Origin of the sequence: Paenibacillus sp. 2TAB26 (genome assembly GCF_052115145.1) — a bacterium.
GTDB lineage: Bacteria > Bacillota > Bacilli > Paenibacillales > Paenibacillaceae > Pristimantibacillus.
Genome location: NZ_JBFRGC010000020.1, coordinates 128,346 through 146,089, shown reverse-complemented (window position 1 = coordinate 146,089; position 17,744 = coordinate 128,346). Strand labels below are relative to the sequence as shown.

Sequence of the window (17,744 nt, the reverse complement as noted above, 5' to 3'; positions counted from 1 at the left end):
AATGGCGAATAGAAAGAGAGCACCATTCTTGTATTTGATCATTGTTGTCGCAGCAGTTATGGTTATAGCTGGCTGCGGCAAGGATGGTTCAGGAAGGGATAGTGCTTCAGCTTCAGCCAAGTTGATGAACTGGGACAAGATGCCTGATATGCAGATTGATCTCGACAAGTCGTACTTAGCAAAGTTTAAAACGACTAAAGGCGATTTTACAGTCAAGCTGTTTACGGAAGACGCGCCGGTAACGGTGAACAATTTTGTTTTTCTCGCGCGAGAAGGCTTTTATGATGGATTAACTTTTCACCGTATTATTGAGTCTTTCATGATTCAAGGCGGAGATCCAAAAGGAAATGGATATGGTACTCCAGGTTATTCAATTCCAGATGAACTAAGTTCGGAAATGAAATACGAAGAAGGAATTGTCGCGATGGCAAACGCAAGCAAGCCTAATTCGGGTGGCAGCCAATTTTTTATTTGCACGGGACCTGATGCTGCAAATTTAAACCGCGAGCCTAATTATACGATTTTCGGCAAGGTGGAGAGTGGCATGGATGTTGTAAAAGCCATTTCGAAGACGCCTTTGAAAAACAACTTGCCAACTGAAAATATCGTCATTGATTCGATTGAAATCGTTGAGCAATAAGAGGAATACCGCCTTTCGGGGCGGTATTCTTTTTATTTTATCGCAAAGAGCTTGGTTTATTTTGGCTGTCGGCTGGAGATGGACGTTAAGTTATGGTAATCTTTTTTTATAGGTAAATTTCAATTGTCGTTGGTCGCAAAATGTTCGTTGTGTTAACAAAGCCAAGAAGAGCTGTGCAGGTTGCTTGCGAGCTTTTCCCAAATGAACGGAAGGGTACGTTCCGTATGAAGAGAAAATTTTCAGACCGAGCTAACTGGCGGCGTATCTTGCGTAAGAGCTATACGTGCCTAGCGCTGGACGGTGAAGAGTTCAAAGGTCTCGTGACGTTTTACCGGATTCATGAATTGCGTGAGCCGTTATGGAAGGAATATAACGGACGTAGATTATGTTTGGCAGATCGCGGATACTTGTGGATGCAGCATTTTCCAAGAGGCGAGCATTTTGTCGTCACGACGATGTTTGATGACAAGGGACGTGTCGTGCAATGGTATATCGATGTTTGCAAAACACAAGGCTTAACCGATCAGCAAGTGCCTTGGTTCGATGATTTATATTTGGACGTGGTTGTGCTGCCAAGCGGCGAGGTATTTCTCATGGACGAGGATGAGCTGGAGGATGCCTTAAGGCAAGGTGATGTTAATGGCAAGGATGTTGCACTTGCACGCAAAACAGCAGGGAAATTATTATCGAGCATACGAAACGGACGGTTCCGGTATTTTACGCTGAGCCTTAAGCATCGCAAGAGCTTGCTTGCAAAAACCGGGGAATTAAGCGAATCATGAGGAAGGCAACCGTCTCAAGGAGCAGCCCGCGCAGAAGATCGAAGAAAAAGCGACCGTGGCTGCTCTTGTTTCGTGTTGTTGCCTGGTTAATATGTGCAGGCGTGTTCTGGTGTGGATATTTACTGTGGTTAATTAACGGTTTCGATACGAATAAGCCGCTTGTTCCATCGGATGTAGGCATCGTTCTTGGTGCTGCTTTGTGGAATGATGTGCCAAGTCCAGCACTGAAGGAACGGCTTGACCTTGCTTGGCAATTATACAAGGCGGGTACGGTAGACAAGCTTATTTTGACAGGTGGATTGGATGGCAACGGTTCAAAGAAAACAGAAGCCGAGGGTATGAGGGACTATCTCATAACAAAAGGTATTTCAGCTGACAAGCTGTTGCTAGAAAATAAGGCGACCAGCACGTACGAAAATCTTGAATTCAGCAAGAAGATCGCAGAGCAGCAAGGCCTGTCAACACTAATTGTCATCACCCATGATTATCATGCTGCAAGATCAATGGAGATAGCAAAAAAGCTTGATTTTGTTCAGTTTCAAGTCGCTGGTATAAAATCAAAGGTGCTAAATCCTGTCTATAATGAGTCGCGTGAAGTACTAGCTTTTACAAAGTGGAAGCTCGACTCTCTATTGCTTAGTCTCGGATTTCATTCTTCCGATTCGAAGCTGTAAATCTGCTAATATGCTGCTGCAAAGTAGAATAAACTTGTAGTGCGGTTAGCCGCTACAGCTTTCGAAGCAAAGGATAGGTGATGCCACAGATGAGTGGACACGTCAAATCGGGATCCGGCAATGGCACTGCAAGGCCTTCCCGTCAAATCAATGTGGTCCTAAGAACGCAAGAAACATTTCAGACTGGGGCCTCTGCTCCTGCTTTAGAGACAGAACCGCTGCCTGCAGTGAAGCCGCTGCCGGGCGTCGATCATTATGCTGACATTCAGAAAGAGCTTGAACCGATGATTGGCATGGACAACGTGAAATCTCTTGTGTACGAAATATATGCGTTGCTTTATATTAGCCGAATGCGTTCTGAAGCAGGATTATTTGGCGGCTCTCATGTGTATCATATGATTTTTAAAGGCAATCCAGGGACAGGAAAAACAACAATCGCCCGCATCGTCGCGAAGCTGTTTCAAAAGATGGGTGTACTTACGAAAGGACATTTGATTGAGGTGGAGCGAGCTGATCTTGTTGGCGAATATATTGGACATACCGCTCAGAAGACGCGAGACCTCGTTCGAAAAGCAATCGGCGGAGTGTTGTTTGTTGATGAAGCGTACAGTCTAGCTCGGGGCGGGGAAAAAGATTTTGGCAAGGAAGCAATCGATACGCTTGTAAAAGCAATGGAGGATCACAAAAATCATTTTGTGCTCATACTCGCGGGTTATCCTGCCGAAATCGACGATTTTTTGCTCACAAATCCAGGCTTGCCGTCACGTTTTCCGATCCAAATTGAGTTTCCAGATTATTCGGTTGATCAACTGATTCAGATTAGTGAGCTCATGGCTAAGGACCGTGATTATATATTGCAGCCTCAGACCATATTTAAACTAAGACAGCATTTAATGCAGGAAAAGCTAAACACCATGTTCTCGTTCAGCAATGCCAGGTATGTTCGAAATGTGATAGAGAAAGCGATCAGGTTTCAAGCTGTTCGTTTGCTTACGCAGTATGCCAGTTCCGTTCCCGCAAAGCAGGAATTAATGACGATTAGACCAGATGATTTAAAGTGGGACACGAAACCAATATGATTGCGTAGTTTAGAAGGAGTATGAGATGAGCGAGATAACATTCGATACGAATACGAACATGATTGAAAAAGCGATACTGATTAGCTTAGTTACGTCAAAAGACAAGCGGAAAGGCGGAGACCCTGAGCTGTCGCTACAGGAGCTTGTACAGCTGACGGAAACAGCTGGGGTTGAAGTGCTGACGACCATTACGCAAAACAAAGAAACCGTCGATTCCAAATGGTTTATTGGCAAAGGAAAAGTACAAGAGGTTAAGGCTCTAGCTGATGAACTGGGCGCTACAACGGCTATATTTGATCAAGAGTTGTCCGGCGCTCAGGTTCGCAATTTGGAAGAATCACTGGATTTGAAAATCGTTGACCGCACCCAGCTGATTTTGGATATTTTCGCAGGTCGTGCCAAAACGCGCGAAGGTATTATTCAGGTTGAGCTGGCGCAGCTCAGCTATCTTTTGCCACGTCTATCTGGACAAAGTAAAAACTTGTCACGGCTTGGCGGAGGCATTGGTACCCGCGGTCCAGGTGAAACGAAACTCGAGACGGATCGCCGTCATATTCGTGATCGGATTTTTGACCTGAAGACGGTGCTTGACGAGGTTGTCCGCCACCGTAAATTGCATCGCGAGCGTCGCAAAAAATCCGGCGCCATTCAAGTAGCTCTTGTTGGCTATACGAATGCCGGGAAATCGACGCTGCTTCGCGAGCTTACTCATGCAGATGTGTATGTAGAAAATCAATTGTTCGCAACGCTTGACCCCACCTCAAGGACACTTGAGCTGCCAAATGGCCGAGAAATTATACTTACAGATACGGTAGGTTTTATTCAAAACTTGCCGACAGATCTTGTAGCAGCATTTCGGGCGACGTTAGAAGAGGTATGCGAGGCTGATCTAGTGCTTCATGTCATCGACAGCAGCTCTCCAATGCGGGATGAGCAAATTGCAGTCGTTAACAAAATTTTAGGTGAGCTAGGCGCTGCGGATAAACCCTATATTATGGTCTACAATAAGAAGGATTTGTGTATAAATAACGGTTCATTAGCAGATTTGCCGATTACTAGCGGCGACAATCTTGTCATTAGCGCGTACGATGCTGGAGATCTCGAGCTGTTAAAGCAAACCGTGCAAGATAAGCTCAGCGGAGACGTAGTAGTCTTTAACGTGCCAGCAGAGCGTGGAGATTTGATCGCACTTGCTTATCGAAGCGGCGAGGTCATCAATCAAGAAGTGAATGAAGAAAGCTTACGACTTACCGTTCATGTGAGTAAGCAGGAATACGAGCAGCACGGTCATCGTTTAAAACAATATATTGAGTAGGGTTTGCTTACGAAGTAGTTTTGCTGTGCAAAACTTAGGCTTATGCTTACGAAGTAGTTTTGCTGCGCAAAACTTTAAGGAGAAGATATCATAATGAACAGGCAACATGTAAACCAAAGACTATGGGAGCACCTAGAGCAGCTAGCAGAGCAGTCCGAGGTGCTTGCCTCAGAAGTTTTTCGCAGCATTGACAAGATAGCTGAGCGGAATCAGTGGAAGGTCATAGAAGCGTTTCAACATCACAAAGTAAGCGATTTTCATTTTACCGGTTCAACGGGATATGGCTATAATGATCGCGGACGTGAAATACTTGATCTTGTTTACGCAGAGGTAATGGGAGCGGAAGCGGCTATTGTTAGGCCGCATTTCGTTTCTGGAACACATACAATCAGCTGTGCCTTATTCGGAGTGCTGCGCCCTGGGGATGAGCTCCTGTACGTTACGGGAAGACCTTACGATACGCTGCATAAAGTTATCGGCAAGCCTGGAGACGGCATGGGTTCCTTGCAGGATTGGGGCGTGAAATATTCCGAGGTAGCGCTCCTTGAGGATGGTGGATTGGACTGGGCTCAAATTGAGCAAGCGATCTCGGAAAAAACGAAGGTCATCGGTATCCAGCGCTCGCGTGGTTACGATTGGAGAGCTTCATTTACCGTTTCGGAGATTGAAACTATCGTAAATAGGGTAAAAGCAATAAAGCCGGACCTGATTGTTTTTGTGGACAATTGTTATGGTGAATTTACAGAGCTGCTCGAGCCTACTCAAGTTGGAGTAGATTTGATGGCAGGCTCGCTTATCAAAAACCCAGGCGGGGGCTTAGCTGAAACGGGGGGCTATATTGCCGGGAAAGCTTTTGCCGTCGAAGCTGCTGCTTACCGCTTGACTGCTCCGGGCATCGGCGGCGAGGTAGGCGCAATGTTAGGCACGCTTCGCTCCATGTTCCAAGGTTTATTTTTAGCCCCTCATTTGGTCGGACAAGCGATCAAAGGAAGTGTGCTTGCTGCTGCTTTATTTGAAGAGCTTGGGTTCGAAACAAAACCGAGATGGAATGAGCCGCGTACAGATCTCATCCAAGCGGTTCGTTTTGGACAAGCTGATCATTTAATCGCTTTTGTTCAAGGGATACAGCAGGCAGCTGCTGTTGATTCGCATGTGGTTCCCGAGCCTTGGGACATGCCTGGATATGAGAATGCTGTCATTATGGCGGCAGGAACGTTCATTCAAGGAGGCAGTTTAGAGCTATCAGCTGATGCTCCAATACGCGAACCTTACATTGCATATATGCAGGGTGGACTGACGTATGCTCACGCTAAATATGGTGTTTTAACCGCATTATATCGCCTTGTAGACAGTGGTTTAATTGTGATTAAACCTTACATAACTTGACACATTTGCGTTGTAACGGTTAGAATGAACATATAAAAGAGCGACTGGAAGGTTGATGCGACATGGCTGATGATATTCGCAGAAATATGGCCTTATTTCCCATCGGCATCGTTATGAAGCTGACGGATTTAACAGCCCGCCAAATCCGTTATTACGAGCAGCATGAACTAATCGTTCCTGCAAGAACAGCAGGCAATCAGCGGTTATTTTCATTTAATGACGTAGAACGGCTTTTGGAAATTAAATCGTTAATTGAGAAGGGCGTTAATATCGCCGGCATTAAGCAAGTAATGAATCCTGTATCCAAGGAATCTGATGATGCGACAATTGTCAGTGAGCAATCGGAAGTGAAGCGCCGTGAGCTATCCGATCAGCAGCTTCACCGACTGCTTAAACAGCAATTGCTGGAGAAGAGACCTGGACAAGCTTCGCTAATTCAAGGACAATTGACTCGTTTCTTAAATAAGCGCTAATTTAACATGATAACTATTGCTTCGCAAACTAAGGAGATGATTCTGTGAGTTACACTAAAGACGATATTAGACGTATAGCACAGGAACAAAATGTTCGATTTATTCGTTTGCAATTTACGGATTTGCTCGGAACAATTAAAAATGTTGAAATTCCTGTAAGCCAGCTTGAAAAAGCGTTGGATAACAAAATGATGTTCGATGGTTCTTCTATCGAAGGTTATGTACGTATTGAAGAATCAGATATGTACCTGTATCCTGATCTTGATACATGGGTTGTATTCCCATGGGTAACACAAGATCGTGTTGCTCGCTTGATCTGTGATATTTACATGCCAGACGGAACGCCATTCGCTGGAGATCCGCGCGGTATTTTGAAACGTGCACTGAAGGAAGCAGAAGATCTAGGATACACAGCAATGAACGTTGGTCCAGAACCGGAATTTTTCTTGTTCAAAACCGATGAGCGCGGCGAACCTACGACTGAGCTTAATGACCAAGGCGGTTACTTCGACTTAGCACCTATGGATATGGGTGAAAACTGTCGCCGTGAAATCGTTTTGACACTTGAAGAAATGGGCTTCGAGATCGAAGCATCCCATCATGAAGTGGCACCAGGCCAGCATGAGATCGACTTTAAATATGCCGATGCGATTAAAGCGGCTGACCAAATTCAAACATTTAAGCTAGTCGTAAAAACAGTTGCTCGTGAGCATGGCTTGCATGCATCATTTATGCCTAAACCGTTGTTTGGTGTGAATGGTTCGGGTATGCACTGTCACCAATCGTTGTTYMAAGGSRATACGAACGTGTTTTACGATGAGAAGGACAAGCTTGGYCTAAGTGCTGCTGCTCGTCACTACATGGCAGGAATCCTGCTTCATGCGCGTGCAATGGCTGCCATTACGAATCCAACAATTAACTCCTATAAACGTCTTGTGCCTGGTTATGAAGCGCCTTGTTATGTAGCATGGTCTGCAAGCAACCGCTCGCCAATGATCCGTATTCCTGCTTCGCGCGGTCTTAGCACACGTGTAGAAGTACGGAATCCAGATCCAGCTGCTAACCCGTATTTGGCACTTGCTGTAATGCTCAGAGCTGGTCTTGACGGCATTCAAAACAAGCTGCCTTTACCAGCACCAACAGATCGGAACATCTACATCATGACAGAGGAAGAGCGTCAGGATGCAGGCATCCCGAGCTTGCCGCTAGATTTGAAAGAAGCACTGGACGAAATGCTCAGAAGCGACATCATCTGCGATGCGCTGGGTGATCATGCTCTTGCTCATTTCTACGAGCTTAAAGAAATTGAGTGGGATATGTACCGCACACAAGTTCACCAATGGGAACGCGATCAGTATTTGACGCTTTACTAAAGTTCAAAAACCTCAACGCTGCTGGCGTTGAGGTTTTTTTGCGTTCAGTTATACAGCTGAAATTAAGCATAATGAAGTGAAGGCACAGACATATGTCGATAAGTAACCTATATTATCGCTCAGCAACGTCTAAGATGCGCTGAGTTTGATTTTAAAGATTATCAGAGACATATTAAGCAGTGGACTCAAAACGCGCCTAAAGAAAAGTATACAGGTCTAAGAGCTACGGTCTAGTGCTTATATGTCGATGATATATATGCGTCATTAGTAAAATAAACTTTTATAGGATCAGTCAAACACATGGATAATGTGTTTGTGGCTGGTCTTTTTTAGGTTGACTAGAGCCAGTACCACATAGAGTTAGTACTATTCGGGTGGTTATATTGTTGTTATATTCATAACAGTTAATCAACCCAAGCTAATAAACGAAATCGTGACATATATCTTAAACTCAAAAATGACCTAACTATAACCTGGATAATCAAAGATAAATGAGGTGAGCAGCATGACAGAAACTAGAATAGATGAAGAAACCAATGGCAGTATTTATGTGTTGCTTACGGACACGGGCACATGGTTTACTCGAATGATCAAATTATTTACTGGTGCACCCTATAATCACGCTTCACTTGCACTGGATATAAATCTGAAGAATATATACAGCTTTGGGCGTAAACGTGCAAACAACCCGCTAATCGCTGGATTTGTCAAAGAAAACGTCTATACTGGAACGTTTCGATATTTCCCTAATACGCGCTGTGTTCTTCTAAAGATTGCTTTATCAGAAAAACAACATGCCGCATTGCTTCAATACATTCGTGAGTTTGAAAAAAATAAAGAAAATTACCGATACAATTTAATCGGATTGTTAGGTGTACTGCTTGAGCTTAATATCGAGCCAACAGATTCATATTTCTGCTCCCAGTTTGTTGCTGAAGCCATGCGGAGCAGTGGTATAAACTTGTGGGAACGACCATCCGCGCAAGTTACACCTCATGATTTTCTAAAACATGAGCAAATGCAAATCGTATATGAAGGATTACTTTATGATTATCCGAAACTTGACCGCAAGAAGCTAATACGAATTTCTAGTTTAAGAACAACAGCAGTACTGCTAAGAAAACGTGTAATTTAAAATCTTTCCATTTAAATAACAAAGTAATGGTTGTAAGGAGTATGAAAAGCAAAAAGAAGATCCATCAAATGGATCTTCTTTTGTTAATATGAAGAATGGCTCAAATACGAATTAATATCCGAAGCCAAAGCCGCCGCAACTGCAAGCAATGATCACCAGTAGAATGAATAATACTAAGATGATTCCTAAGCTTGAGAAAGCTCCACCCACGTAACCGGACATTTTTCAATGCACCTCCTTACGAGTTGAATACACAGTATGTTATGCTTTGGAAATACATAGTGATTGGGTGTTTGTCATTAGATGATTAATTCATGCAGGCATTGCGTTTTTAAGTTAAGGAAGCAGGTTTGTATAAATAGCTTGCTTAGGGAGTGGTTCAGCTGAATGTTGAAATTAAATTAGCCCATACGGAAGAAAAAATAACAATGACTCATTTGCTTCAGCTTTATATGTACGATTTTACAGAGTATACGGATGCTGCAGTAAATTCATCAGGATTATATTCACAATTGACCGATTGGGAAAATTATTGGCAAGAGTCCGATGCTTATTTTCCTTATATCGTAACTGTGAACGATGAGATCGCTGGCTTTGCATTAACCAAAAAAGTAAATCAAAATGACAGACACTATAATTTACTTGCGCATTTTTTTATTATGCGAAAATATAGAAGATCTGGTGTTGGTAAACAAGCAGCTAAGTTAGTTATACAAAAGCATAGCGGAGAGTGGGAGCTGTATCAGCTTGAACGTAATGTTCCCGCACAAGATTTTTGGACAAATGTCATTGGAGAGCTTACAAATGGGAATTTTGTTGAAAGGCATGAGAATGGCAGACGATTCCAAACCTTTAAGCAAGATCGTTAACATAATAATCAAAGAAAAGGCTGAATCAACGATGTTGATTCAGCCTTTTCTTTATGTACATATAAGTTGGTATTAATGAATATCACGGAAAAGTCCAATGACTTTACCTAGAATCGTTACATTTTGAAGTAATATAGGCTGCATTGTGGAATTTTCCGGCTGCAAACGAATATGATTTTTCTCTTTGTAAAAGGTTTTGACTGTTGCTTCGTCGTCCTCAGTCATTGCAACTACGATCTCACCATTGTTTGCCGTTTGTTGTTGACGAACGATAACATAATCCCCGTCATGAATACCTGCTTCAATCATACTCTCGCCCATGACATTCAATATAAAAACACTGCTGTCACCAACAAAATGGGAAGGAAGCGGGAAATATTCTTCAATATTTTCTGTAGCAGTAATCGGCACACCAGCGGTAACTTTACCAACAATAGGTACTCTAGCTACGGAAAGTGGGATAATGCCATCAGAGCCTTCTTGATCCAAAATTTCAATAGCACGCGGTTTAGTAGGATCTCGGCGTATTAAACCTTTTTTCTCTAGACGGTCCAAATGACCGTGAACGGTTGAACTGGACAACAATCCAACAGCTTCGCCGATTTCTCGAACGGAGGGTGGATAGCCTTTCTCCCGAACTTCATTCTTAATAAATTCAAGAATTGAATGTTGTCGGTTAGAAATCTTCGACACTGCAATCACTCCATTAGTAGGTTTGCAAAAAATTATAACATAGAACTCGAGTTCGTACAAACATAAGTTCTTAAGTACAGAGGTTCGTATTTTTTCGTTGACACCAAACGTTTGTTCGTGTAATCTAAAAACAGAACAAACGTTTGGGGTGTTGATAAATGATAACTAGTCCAAGTTTTTATAGAACCATTCATAAACAAGATACGAACAAAGCAACAAAGGTCAACCGCTTGATTAGGCATTTCATAAAGCGTCATACTGTTAAGCTCGTCGTTTGCACTGCTGTGTTTTTCTTATTGTTTACAAGCTTCCTACTTATGGGGACATACGCTTCGAGTAATACTCCCGAAGCTGCTTCCGCGGAAGAACAAATTATTAGGGTGCAATCAGGCGATACACTCTGGAATATTGCAAAACAAGTTTCAGATGGCAGCCATGATATCAGATATATCGTATATTTGATTAAAGATCGGAATGATCTACAATCAACAGTTATAAAGCCAGGACAGAAGTTAATTATTCCTAGCATTTAGCTTGATTTTCCATTACAATTCAATAGTTCATACAAAAAATTACTTTCTATTTAAAGTAGATGCAGGCCAATCTACTTCTTTAGAAAGTTTTTTTATGTTTACTGCAGGTTAACCATTAGTTTAGCCGTCTATTAAAGGGGACTGAAAGGAGATGCTATTTTGTTACGAGTTGAAGAGTTATCCCACTCATTTATGAATGGGCATGAAACGACTACTGTATTGCAGAAAATAAGCTTTCACGTACATAAGGGAGAAATGATTGCGTTGTTAGGGAGCTCCGGTTCCGGTAAATCAACTTTACTGAACTTAATGGCTGGCTTAATGAAGCCTACAGAAGGCCAAATCTTTATTGCGGACCATAATATTGTAACGATGAATGAAAACCGCTTGGCAGAGTTTAGACGGAAGCATATCGGATTTATTTTTCAAGCGTATGAGTTGATAGCCAACTTGACGGTTAGGGAAAATGTGGAGCTTCCGCTTGTATTTCAATCGATGCATCCTTCAATACGGAAGAAAAAAGCTCTTTCATTATTAGAGCAGGTAGGAATTCCTGATAAAGCAGAGTTATTCCCATCTCAGCTCTCCGGAGGACAGCAACAACGTGTCAGTATTGCAAGATCTTTGATAACAGAGCCATCGGTTATTTTTGCGGACGAGCCTACCGGTAATTTGGATACCAAAACAGAGGAAGAAATTATTATGATTTTGAAGCAGTTGAATAAAACGATGGATACTACCTTTATTATCGTAACCCATGAACGTGAGGTAGCAGCACAAACGGAAAAAATTATCACGCTGCGAGATGGTTATCTTGTAACGGATCAGGAAGCCGCACGAGAAAGTATGCTTGCGGGGGGAATTCAAATTGAGAATTAGTGATATTACAAGATTATCATGGGATCAGGTAAGGCGTAGAAAGGTTGTAACGGCATTATGCGCTGCGGGTATTTCTATTGGATGTGCTGCAATTATAATTGCACTCAGTATCGGTGAATCTGCTCAAGTTTACATTGAAAAACAAATGAATAGTTACTTGAAGATGGATGAAATAACGGTAACAGCGAGTACAGGAGCATACGCTGGCGGCGGAGCATCCACAGCTGATGAAGCTTCTTTGCAGAAAGGCAAGTTAACAAAGCRAAAGCTTGACATTATGAGACAAATCGAACATGTCAAAGCTGCTTCACCATATCAACAGCTTAACTATGTGGAGACGATGACGTTAGATGGGCTTACTTCACAAATTCAAACTGAAATTATTGGTACAGATATTGAGATGCTTTCCGCTTTTGGAAATGACATCAATCAAGGAGAAGCAACGAATGTATTAGGGACCATCGTTCTTAACTATGGAGCGACAATGGGATTTATTGATGAAGAGTCGAAACGTAAAATTCGAGAGCAAATCGATGCCAATCCCTATGATGAAACGGTTTATCAGCAATTTGAGAAGTTAAATCGTGTACCAGGGGCTTTATATCAGAAGCAAATACAGCTTCGCTCCTCTTCACCTGATGGCCAAGTCGTGTTGAGCGGACCCCTCCGGGTAATAGGTGTGCTTAAGAAGCCAGCTGGAGTCAGTGATGAGCAGTCGATGTATGACAAAAAAGGATATGTCTCATTAGAAACAGCGGAGCTCCTGAAGAAAGAGTTGAAGCTAGGGAATGATGAGCAGGAAGCTTATAACTCTATTATTGTAAAAGTAGATAACCAAGCAAAGATTGAACAAGTAGAGAAGCAGCTGCAGAAACTAGTCGTTACGACGCGAACAAATCTACAGCAGAAGGAGCAGCTCGCAAATGAATTTAAAATCATTAAAGCTGCGGCGCTTGGTATTGGTGTGTTTATTCTGATCATAGCCTCGATATCGATCGTAGTAGCGATGACGATGTCTACCTATCAGAGACGTAGACAAATTGGGATAATGAAGGTGCTTGGTGCGAATCTGGCTCAAATTCGCAACATGTTCATCATCGAGGCAGCGCTGCTCGGGTTGCTTGGTGGATTGTTAGGTGTACTTTTCTCCTATTGGATTGTATGGGGTATAAATGCCCTCATTTATAACTTATCCGGCGAGACGGACTCTGTTATTATTTTTATTCCATTTATAACGATTCCAATAGGCATGGCTTTTGCGCTTGCTACAGGTATACTATCGGGTATTTATCCAGCAATAAGCGCTTCACGTACGGATGCTTTAACAGCGATTAGACGCGATTAATTTATGGTTGAAGAAGGAGCTTACATATGAAAAGAAAAATAAAGTGGGGAATAATCGGTATTATTATTATTGGAATAAGTTTTGGACTATACAAGATAGGCAATCCTCCAAGGCAAACAGAATTCGTTTCTGATTCTCAACCAATTACATTCCAAGTGACGAACGAAACGATAGCCAATACGGTTGAAGTAAAGGGAAAATCATTGTATGAGCAGGAAACACTCATCTATGCACCTTATGGCTCCGAGGTTAAACAGTGGGCGGTAGAAGACGGGCAGCAGGTGAAAAAGGGTGATATATTGTTTAACCTGGATCAGACGGCCGTGCAAAACGATATTTTGCAAATGGAGGCAGTACTGCGAAAGGGCAAGCTTGAGGCTGAGTTAAACGATTACCTCAATCAATTGAATGACGAATCAGCGGCGATGGAGTCGACGGAAGAAGCACGAAAAAAAGTGCTCGTTGAAAGAGAAATCGTACGTTTATCGAAGGATGTTAATGAAGTAACAGCTAGCATTCAAGCCAAGGAGCTGCAGCAAAAGAAAAAAATGCTTAATGAATCCAGCTTTCGTTCACCAGCAACGGGAATCTTTTTATTCGATAATCCTAACAAACGGCCACAGGCATTGACCGTTAATGAGTATGTCGGCAAAGTCGTTGACTTGAATAAATTGCAATTTATCGCTTTAGTTGGCGAGCAGGATGTGTTTCGAATTAAAGCGGGCATGCCGGTCAAGGTGAAGATGAATGCGATGAAAGAGCTGAATCTTTCAGGCAAAGTGCTTAAAGTTTCTAAATTTGCAAAAACGGGAACGGATCAAAATAATTTAAATCAAGCCGCACAATTTGAAGTCGTAATCGTGCTTGAGCCTAACGAGTATTTGATTGCCGGCCTTAGCCTCAGCGGTGCTATTGAAACTGAACGCAAAGAAAATGCAATTTCAGTGCCATCGATTGCGATTATTCGCGAGAAAGATAAACATTTCGTGATGCTCGATACAGGCAATGGTCAATATGAGCGTAAAGAAATAAAGATTGGCCTCGAAACGCCAGAACAAACAGAAGTGCTTGAAGGATTGAAGCCAGGCGATCAAGTTGTTTTGCAATAACGAATGCTGCTGTCTGTCGTTACTTTATTCGAGATGAGCTCTGTTGCCTTGACAACTGATTGGTGGAAATGTAAAAGTAGAGAGTAGAGTTTTTTTCATCATGAGAGGAGTAGAGCAAGTAATGGAATTTGATAAAATTATAGAACGTATTAACGAGCTGGCTCGTAAAAATAAATCGGAAGGTTTATCCGATGAGGAAACGGTTGAGAGAGAAGAGCTTCGCAAGCAGTACTTGACTGTTTTCAAAAGCAATTTCCGTCAACAGCTTGATCAGATCGAAATCGTTGATGACAAAGATAATGTTAAGCACTAACGAATGTACTGTGTAATCATTTAATATCCAAGATGGGGTGATTAGATGAATTTCAAACTATTAGGCAAAAGTGGACTAGCTGTTTCTGAGCTTTGTTTAGGTACCATGACATTCGGCAATACGACAAGTGAGGAAGATTCGATCGAGATGATCGATCGTTTTGTTGATCGTGGAGGCAATTTTCTCGATACGGCCGACGTTTATGTGAGCGGTCGTTCCGAGGAAATCGTCGGCAAAGCGATCAAAAACAAACGGTCTGACATCGTTCTTGCTACAAAAGTGCGAATGACAACATCCAGCAATATTAACGGTGTAGGCTTATCGCGCAAACATATTATGGACGGTGTAGAAGCTAGTCTTAAGCGGCTTCAGACAGATTATATCGATCTGTATCAAGTGCATGTATGGGATCATGCGACTCCGATAGAGGAAACGCTGCGCACACTGGATGACCTCGTTACTTCCGGTAAAGTTCGTTACATAGGATGTTCCAATTTTTTTGCTTGGCAGTTGATGAAATCACTAGCGTATAGCGATGCTAGTAGATATGTACGTTTTGTATCGATTCAGCCTCAATACAGCTTAGTGAGCAGACAGATGGATCGTGAAATGCTGTCGCTTTGTTTAGAAGAGAAAGTCGGAATTATTCCTTGGGCCCCAATTGGCGGCGGTTTTCTAACGGGACGCTATACAAGGGAAGAGCCAAAGGAAGGGCGTCTAACTTCCAAAGTAGGCGAGAGCGCGTGGACTCTGCGGTCTAATGATAAAAACTTTGAAATTCTCGACGCATTGCTGGAAGCAGCGAAAGAGCTGGATAAGTCACCTGCTCAGGTAGCTTTAAGATGGCTCATTCAGCGAGAAGGCATTACTTCACCGATTTTTGGTGCCAGCAAGCTGGAGCAATTTGAAGATAATATTGGTGCCATCGGCTGGGAAATGCCAAACGAGGTTTGGAACCGTTTGGAGCAAATAAGTGCGCTTCCGGAAGATTACCCTAATCGTTTTATTGAAAAGTTTCGCAGACCGTTTGAATAAGGTATTTAATTAGGAGGAGAATTTGTTTGTCACGTTCCTGGGAGCGCAAAGTGCGCAAAAATATGAATGTCGTAAATAAGCAGCGCAAGAAGCAAGGAAATGGTCAAATCGTTTTTAATGCAGAGAAATCAGAAAAAATCGTTGGCCGCAATTTTATTGCGCCAATTCTTTTGATTTTGTTTATCGGGATGTACGTCATTTTGATGTCCAGCTCCTCTACATTTAAAATGGATACGATGTTTTGGATTACGGTAGGATGCTACATTTTGCTTGCGGCTTTGTTCTTTTTCCGCAGACCGTATATTACGATCGGCAAAGACTACATTCAATCACGTCGTCTAACGGGGGACAAGCGTATTCCAGCAGCATCGATCAAAGGCTTCAGCGTGCAAAAAGGCTATGTGGTCGTGGAGATGCAAAAAGGCGGAAACTGGGTGTTCTCTAAATTGACGAACCGTTTTCCAACCGATGAAATTGGCGATAAGCTGAAATTATTTGCAAATGCTAATGGAATCGCTTTTCAGCAAAAATAAATAGGCAGGAGAGTTCGAACAACGATGGCTAAACAAGCAGTATTATTTGATCTGGATGACACATTGCTGTGGGATGACCGCAGCGTTAAGGAAGCTTTTGAAGCTACATGCCAAGCGGCAGCAGCAGAATGTGGGGTTGATCCGAGCGAGCTTGAAGAATCCGTTCGCCGTGAGGCAAGAGCTCTCTACGAATCCTATGAAACGTTCTCGTTTACCAAGATGATCGGGATCAATCCTTTCGAAGGGCTCTGGGCACCGTTTCTTGAAGGTGAACAGGAGGAATTCCGCAAGCTTGAGTCACTTGCTCCGAGTTATCGGAAAGCAGCTTGGACACAAGGCTTGAAAGCACTTGGCGTTGATAACGAGGAACTAGGTGCGAAGCTGGCTGAGCAATTCCCGGCTGAGCGCCGCTTGCGTCCTATCGTATATGAAGAAACATTCCGCGTTCTAGATGCACTCAAAGGAAAATACAAGCTGCTTTTGCTTACGAACGGCTCGCCTGATTTACAGCGTGAGAAGCTTGCTGGCGTACCGGAACTTGTGCCATACTTCGATCATATTATAATCTCGGGTGAATTTGGAGAAGGAAAGCCGGCTGCATCGATATTCAAGCATGCGCTTGAGCGTCTTGGAGTAGAGACGGATCATGGAATCATGGTTGGAGATAAGCTGACAACGGATATTCTTGGCGCAAATACGATTGGTATGACATCAGTTTGGATTAACCGTCACGGTGTTGTTCGCAATGACGAGATTGTCCCATCACATGAAATTAAACATTTGGAAGAGCTTCTTCCTTTGCTTGAAGTTTAAACTAGCATCAAAAAAGCCCCTCGCGGACAGCTTGTGCTGCTGAAGAGGGGCTTGCATTATTTTTGATTTAATATTAGGCCTGATTAGCAGCGAACTTGTCGTCAGCAAACGGATGAGCGATCCAGCCCTCTGTTTCAATGAAGAGACGAACAGCAACGATTTGGCGATTATCCATTAGCGTGAAGAAATGCGGTTTGTATTCCGGTACGGAAATGACATCGCCAGCTTCAAGCTCAACGTCGAAATAACCAACATCATCAGTACCTTTTATAATAAAGATGCCGCGTCCTGCTGTAATCGCACGAACTTCATCTTCTGTATGCGTGTGTACATTTTCAAACTTTTTGAGCAGCTCGTCTAAGTTAGGCGTAGCATCGGACAATGCGATAATATCCCAAGTTTGATATCCGCGACGCTGTGCCAAATCTTTAATTTCTTCGTCATATGTCGCTAAAATTTGCTGCTTCTCTTCATCGGAGAGAACGAATTTTTGCTGTAAATCTTCTGCTAGCTTGCTTGGATTCCAATGCTCGTAAAGCACCTCTTGCTGTTCTAGAAATGCACGAACAGCCTCTTCCCCTTGAATCCGTTCTTCAGTATTGCGAATTCTAATTTGAGCCATGAACATTCCCTCTTTTCCTATAGAGATTAAATGATATAATGATTATAAAACAAATCAAATGGATTGTCGATGGATTACCTTTTCACCACACAGGTATTCTGATAAACTATGTGTTAATGATTTTTGGGAAGGGTGTAGTATTT

General features: G+C 42.7%; 21 protein-coding genes. 18 read left to right on the top strand and 3 right to left on the bottom strand.

The window, feature by feature from the left end:
- Position 1 precedes the first annotated feature (1 nt).
- The 9 genes from AB4Z50_RS22795 (at position 2) to AB4Z50_RS22755 (ending at position 8,857) form a co-directional block, all read left to right on the top strand.
- Complete coding sequence (locus tag AB4Z50_RS22795; RefSeq protein ID WP_339202718.1) at positions 2–640, top strand: peptidylprolyl isomerase; 639 nt, start codon at positions 2–4, stop codon at positions 638–640.
- 224 nt (positions 641–864) lie between these two features.
- Positions 865–1,422, top strand: a complete 558-nt coding sequence (locus tag AB4Z50_RS22790) for a DUF402 domain-containing protein (RefSeq protein ID WP_076265800.1) — start codon at positions 865–867, stop codon at positions 1,420–1,422.
- Complete coding sequence (locus AB4Z50_RS22785; protein WP_441882503.1) at positions 1,419–2,096, top strand: YdcF family protein; 678 nt, start codon at positions 1,419–1,421, stop codon at positions 2,094–2,096. Before AB4Z50_RS22790 ends, AB4Z50_RS22785 begins: the two co-directional genes overlap by 4 nt.
- 89 nt (positions 2,097–2,185) lie before the next feature.
- On the top strand, positions 2,186–3,175 hold the full coding sequence (locus AB4Z50_RS22780) for an AAA family ATPase (RefSeq protein ID WP_339202714.1): 990 nt from the start codon (positions 2,186–2,188) through the stop codon (positions 3,173–3,175).
- A gap of 25 nt (positions 3,176–3,200) precedes the next feature.
- Complete coding sequence (gene hflX / locus AB4Z50_RS22775; RefSeq protein WP_441882501.1) at positions 3,201–4,490, top strand: GTPase HflX; 1,290 nt, start codon at positions 3,201–3,203, stop codon at positions 4,488–4,490.
- A gap of 93 nt (positions 4,491–4,583) precedes the next feature.
- A complete protein-coding gene (locus tag AB4Z50_RS22770; protein ID WP_441882499.1) occupies positions 4,584–5,876 on the top strand; it encodes a methionine gamma-lyase family protein in 1,293 nt (430 codons plus the stop codon).
- Positions 5,877–5,938: 62 nt separating this feature from the next.
- Positions 5,939–6,349 carry a MerR family transcriptional regulator gene (locus AB4Z50_RS22765; protein ID WP_053376247.1) on the top strand — a complete coding sequence of 137 codons (411 nt, stop codon included), beginning with the start codon at positions 5,939–5,941 and terminating at the stop codon, positions 6,347–6,349.
- Positions 6,350–6,393: 44 nt separating this feature from the next.
- Positions 6,394–7,722: a type I glutamate--ammonia ligase gene (glnA, locus tag AB4Z50_RS22760; protein ID WP_441882497.1), complete on the top strand. Its 1,329-nt coding sequence runs from the start codon at positions 6,394–6,396 to the stop codon at positions 7,720–7,722.
- A gap of 505 nt (positions 7,723–8,227) precedes the next feature.
- Positions 8,228–8,857, top strand: coding sequence for a hypothetical protein (locus AB4Z50_RS22755; protein ID WP_441882495.1), 630 nt, complete (start codon positions 8,228–8,230; stop codon positions 8,855–8,857).
- 111 nt (positions 8,858–8,968) lie between these two features.
- Here AB4Z50_RS22755 and AB4Z50_RS22750 read toward each other — a convergent pair whose 3' ends face one another.
- A complete protein-coding gene (locus tag AB4Z50_RS22750; protein WP_083681511.1) occupies positions 8,969–9,079 on the bottom strand; it encodes a sporulation protein YjcZ in 111 nt (36 codons plus the stop codon).
- Positions 9,080–9,231: 152 nt separating this feature from the next.
- Here AB4Z50_RS22750 and AB4Z50_RS22745 point away from each other — a divergent pair, with 152 nt between their 5' ends.
- A complete protein-coding gene (locus AB4Z50_RS22745; protein WP_441882493.1) occupies positions 9,232–9,726 on the top strand; it encodes a GNAT family N-acetyltransferase in 495 nt (164 codons plus the stop codon).
- A 72-nt stretch (positions 9,727–9,798) separates the two neighbouring features.
- Here the strand turns inward: AB4Z50_RS22745 and lexA are convergent, their stop codons facing one another.
- Positions 9,799–10,419: a transcriptional repressor LexA gene (gene lexA, locus AB4Z50_RS22740; protein ID WP_054024635.1), complete on the bottom strand. Its 621-nt coding sequence runs from the start codon at positions 10,417–10,419 to the stop codon at positions 9,799–9,801.
- Positions 10,420–10,577: 158 nt separating this feature from the next.
- Here lexA and yneA point away from each other — a divergent pair, with 158 nt between their 5' ends.
- The 8 genes from yneA to AB4Z50_RS22700 all read left to right on the top strand — a co-directional run bounded on the left by yneA (position 10,578) and on the right by AB4Z50_RS22700 (position 16,979).
- Positions 10,578–10,952: a cell division suppressor protein YneA gene (gene yneA, locus AB4Z50_RS22735; protein WP_430058841.1), complete on the top strand. Its 375-nt coding sequence runs from the start codon at positions 10,578–10,580 to the stop codon at positions 10,950–10,952.
- A 159-nt stretch (positions 10,953–11,111) separates the two neighbouring features.
- Positions 11,112–11,831, top strand: a complete 720-nt coding sequence (locus AB4Z50_RS22730; RefSeq protein WP_076265809.1) for an ABC transporter ATP-binding protein — start codon at positions 11,112–11,114, stop codon at positions 11,829–11,831.
- Positions 11,821–13,176, top strand: coding sequence for an ABC transporter permease (locus AB4Z50_RS22725; protein WP_441882490.1), 1,356 nt, complete (start codon positions 11,821–11,823; stop codon positions 13,174–13,176). The genes AB4Z50_RS22730 and AB4Z50_RS22725 overlap by 11 nt, the downstream gene beginning before the upstream one ends.
- A 26-nt stretch (positions 13,177–13,202) precedes the next feature.
- Positions 13,203–14,285: an efflux RND transporter periplasmic adaptor subunit gene (locus AB4Z50_RS22720; protein ID WP_441882488.1), complete on the top strand. Its 1,083-nt coding sequence runs from the start codon at positions 13,203–13,205 to the stop codon at positions 14,283–14,285.
- 121 nt (positions 14,286–14,406) lie between these two features.
- Complete coding sequence (locus tag AB4Z50_RS22715) at positions 14,407–14,598, top strand: DUF896 domain-containing protein (RefSeq protein ID WP_441882486.1); 192 nt, start codon at positions 14,407–14,409, stop codon at positions 14,596–14,598.
- Positions 14,599–14,643: 45 nt separating this feature from the next.
- On the top strand, positions 14,644–15,633 hold the full coding sequence (locus tag AB4Z50_RS22710; protein ID WP_441882484.1) for an aldo/keto reductase: 990 nt from the start codon (positions 14,644–14,646) through the stop codon (positions 15,631–15,633).
- 26 nt (positions 15,634–15,659) lie between these two features.
- The gene (locus tag AB4Z50_RS22705) at positions 15,660–16,166 is read left to right on the top strand and encodes a hypothetical protein (RefSeq protein ID WP_441882482.1); all 507 of its coding nucleotides are present in this window, start codon (positions 15,660–15,662) and stop codon (positions 16,164–16,166) included.
- Positions 16,167–16,190: 24 nt separating this feature from the next.
- Positions 16,191–16,979 carry an HAD family hydrolase gene (locus AB4Z50_RS22700; RefSeq protein ID WP_441882480.1) on the top strand — a complete coding sequence of 263 codons (789 nt, stop codon included), beginning with the start codon at positions 16,191–16,193 and terminating at the stop codon, positions 16,977–16,979.
- A 73-nt stretch (positions 16,980–17,052) separates the two neighbouring features.
- Here the strand turns inward: AB4Z50_RS22700 and AB4Z50_RS22695 are convergent, their stop codons facing one another.
- On the bottom strand, positions 17,053–17,601 hold the full coding sequence (locus AB4Z50_RS22695) for a 1,2-dihydroxy-3-keto-5-methylthiopentene dioxygenase (protein ID WP_441882478.1): 549 nt from the start codon (positions 17,599–17,601) through the stop codon (positions 17,053–17,055).
- Positions 17,602–17,744: the final 143 nt, after the last annotated feature.

What these genes read in the sequence shown, in the direction of transcription:
- AB4Z50_RS22700 (WP_441882480.1), top strand. Translation starts at nt 16,191, where the DNA reads ATGGCTAAACAAGCAGTATTATTTGATCTGGATGACACATTGCTGTGG.
- yneA (WP_430058841.1), top strand. Translation starts at nt 10,578, where the DNA reads ATGATAACTAGTCCAAGTTTTTATAGAACCATTCATAAACAAGATACG.
- hflX (WP_441882501.1), top strand. Translation starts at nt 3,201, where the DNA reads ATGAGCGAGATAACATTCGATACGAATACGAACATGATTGAAAAAGCG.
- AB4Z50_RS22750 (WP_083681511.1), bottom strand. Translation starts at nt 9,079, where the DNA reads ATGTCCGGTTACGTGGGTGGAGCTTTCTCAAGCTTAGGAATCATCTTA.
- AB4Z50_RS22765 (WP_053376247.1), top strand. Translation starts at nt 5,939, where the DNA reads ATGGCTGATGATATTCGCAGAAATATGGCCTTATTTCCCATCGGCATC.
- AB4Z50_RS22770 (WP_441882499.1), top strand. Translation starts at nt 4,584, where the DNA reads ATGAACAGGCAACATGTAAACCAAAGACTATGGGAGCACCTAGAGCAG.
- AB4Z50_RS22785 (WP_441882503.1), top strand. Translation starts at nt 1,419, where the DNA reads ATGAGGAAGGCAACCGTCTCAAGGAGCAGCCCGCGCAGAAGATCGAAG.
- AB4Z50_RS22720 (WP_441882488.1), top strand. Translation starts at nt 13,203, where the DNA reads ATGAAAAGAAAAATAAAGTGGGGAATAATCGGTATTATTATTATTGGA.
- AB4Z50_RS22695 (WP_441882478.1), bottom strand. Translation starts at nt 17,601, where the DNA reads ATGGCTCAAATTAGAATTCGCAATACTGAAGAACGGATTCAAGGGGAA.
- AB4Z50_RS22780 (WP_339202714.1), top strand. Translation starts at nt 2,186, where the DNA reads ATGAGTGGACACGTCAAATCGGGATCCGGCAATGGCACTGCAAGGCCT.
- AB4Z50_RS22755 (WP_441882495.1), top strand. Translation starts at nt 8,228, where the DNA reads ATGACAGAAACTAGAATAGATGAAGAAACCAATGGCAGTATTTATGTG.
- AB4Z50_RS22795 (WP_339202718.1), top strand. Translation starts at nt 2, where the DNA reads ATGGCGAATAGAAAGAGAGCACCATTCTTGTATTTGATCATTGTTGTC.
- AB4Z50_RS22715 (WP_441882486.1), top strand. Translation starts at nt 14,407, where the DNA reads ATGGAATTTGATAAAATTATAGAACGTATTAACGAGCTGGCTCGTAAA.
- AB4Z50_RS22790 (WP_076265800.1), top strand. Translation starts at nt 865, where the DNA reads ATGAAGAGAAAATTTTCAGACCGAGCTAACTGGCGGCGTATCTTGCGT.
- AB4Z50_RS22710 (WP_441882484.1), top strand. Translation starts at nt 14,644, where the DNA reads ATGAATTTCAAACTATTAGGCAAAAGTGGACTAGCTGTTTCTGAGCTT.